Below are 1,881 nucleotides of genomic sequence, written 5' to 3'. Positions count from 1 at the left end.
GGGCGATCAGCGACACCTTGGCGAAGCCGGCCTGGCCGACCACGCCCATCGCCTCCATCACCTTGCCATAGGGCACGTCGCGGTCGCCGCGGACATAGACGATGGCATCCGGATTGGCCTGGTGCGCCGCCTGCAGCGCCGCCGGCGCCGTCTCCGGCGTCAGGATCTGGCCGTTGTCGATCGACCAGGTGCCGGCCTTGTCGACGGTCAGGATCACCGGCTTCTGCGGCTGGCCGATCTTGGCGGCGCTGGTCTTCGGCAGGTCGACCGGCACGCCGACCATCATCAGCGGCGCGGCGACCATGAAGATGATCAGCAGCACCAGCATGACGTCGACCAGCGGGGTGACGTTGATCTCGGCCAGCGGCGCGTAATCGTCGCCGTCGCTGCCGGAATCGAGCAGGGCGCCGGCCATTACTCGGCGGCCTCGCGCCGGGCGGCGGCGGTGCGGCGCGTGCCGGACAGGTGCTCGGCCATCTGGCCGATCGCGGTGATGAAGGTCTGGTTGATCCGGCGCAGATCGGTCGAGAACTTGTTGTAGGCCATCACCGCCGGGATCGCCGCCACCAGGCCGACCGCGGTGGCGAACAGAGCCTCGGCGATGCCGGGGGCCACCACCGCCAGGCTGGTGTCCTGCGAGCTGGCGATCGAGGTGAAGCTGTTCATGATGCCCCAGACCGTGCCGAACAGCCCGACGAAGGGCGCGGCGGACCCGATCGTGGCCAGGAAGGGCAGGCCCAGCTCGCGCCGGCGCACCACCTCGCCGGCGGCGCGGCGCATGGCGCGCTCGATCCGGTCGCGGCACTCGGATCGGCTTTCCTCGGCATCGAAGGCCCGCCACTGGGCCAGGCCGGCCTCGACGATCGGCCTGGCCGGGTCGGCCGGGATCACGTCGATCTCGTGATCCGTGTCGACGCGCCGACGCAACTCGGCCGCGGCGCGGCGCAGCCGGCCGATGGTGAACAGCTTGTCGATGACGATGCCCCAGCAGCCGATGGAGGCCAGGACCAGCAGCGCCAGCACGCTCTGGACGATGACGTCCGCCTGCTGCACCAGGGCGATGATCGAGAGATCGTGCGACATCGATGGCCTCCTCAGCGCATCAGGGCGACGGGCAGGCGGGATTTGGTCTCGACCCGGTCGATGCAGTCGGCCACGGCCCCGGCTTCGGTGCGGCAGTCGAGCACGTCGTTGACCAGGACCGAGCCGATCGCGTCGCAGGCCAGGCCCGAGATCTCGAAGGCCTTGACGCTGGTCTTGCGCGCCCGCAGCGGCGCCGCGTCGACCGCCAGGCGCTTGCGGATGGCCCCGTCGGTGCCGAAGAAGACGAGGTCCAGCTTGAACGACTGGTAGGCGTCGTCGCCGGTGCCGAACACCATGTTCACGGCGCAGTTCTGGCCACGCGGCTCGAGCGTGTTGAGCTCAAGGCTGACGCCGTTCGGCGCCGTCCCGGCGGCCAGGGCCGGCGCGGCAGAGAGGGCCAGGAGCAGGGCGGAGAGCGCGGACACTGATTGGCGTCGGCTGGTCATGATGTCCTCAAAGCGGAACAAGGTAGGGCCTGTCGGAATGCGGGTTGGGAACGATCTCGACCGGGCAGCCGAACACGGCCTCCACGGTCGCGGCGGTCAGCACCTCGGCCGGCGGGCCGGCGGCGAAGACCCGGCCGCGGCGCAGCAGCACGACCTTGTCGGCGAAGCGGGCGACCTGGTTCAGGTCGTGCAGGATGGCCAGGACGCCGGTGCCGGCATCGACGAGAGCACGGGCGATGCGCAGCACCGCGGATTGATGCGCCAGGTCCAGGCTGGCGGTCGGCTCGTCCAGCAGCAGATAGGTCGGCGCGCCGGCGGCGCCGTGGATCTGGGCCAGGGCCCGGGCGAACTG

At 70.7% G+C, this 1,881-nt stretch carries 4 protein-coding genes; all 4 read right to left on the bottom strand.

The features are described from left to right. A partial coding sequence (locus P409_RS33175) for an ExbD/TolR family protein (RefSeq protein WP_034848723.1) occupies positions 1-415 on the bottom strand: 415 nt, incomplete at its 3' end. Further along, on the bottom strand, positions 415-1,083 hold the full coding sequence (locus tag P409_RS33170; RefSeq protein ID WP_034848721.1) for a MotA/TolQ/ExbB proton channel family protein: 669 nt from the start codon (positions 1,081-1,083) through the stop codon (positions 415-417). The genes P409_RS33175 and P409_RS33170, both read right to left, overlap by 1 nt. A gap of 11 nt (positions 1,084-1,094) precedes the next feature. After that, a complete protein-coding gene (locus P409_RS33165; RefSeq protein WP_034848719.1) occupies positions 1,095-1,529 on the bottom strand; it encodes a hypothetical protein in 435 nt (144 codons plus the stop codon). A 7-nt stretch (positions 1,530-1,536) separates the two neighbouring features. Next, positions 1,537-1,881, bottom strand: a 345-nt coding sequence (locus tag P409_RS39660) for an ATP-binding cassette domain-containing protein (RefSeq protein WP_034848717.1), incomplete at its 5' end; no start/stop codon positions are given.

This window comes from Inquilinus limosus MP06, from assembly GCF_000767795.1.
Taxonomy (GTDB): domain Bacteria; phylum Pseudomonadota; class Alphaproteobacteria; order DSM-16000; family Inquilinaceae; genus Inquilinus; species Inquilinus limosus_E.
The sequence above is the reverse complement of the archived record's forward strand: the minus strand, read 5'-3'. Positions and strand labels throughout refer to the sequence as shown.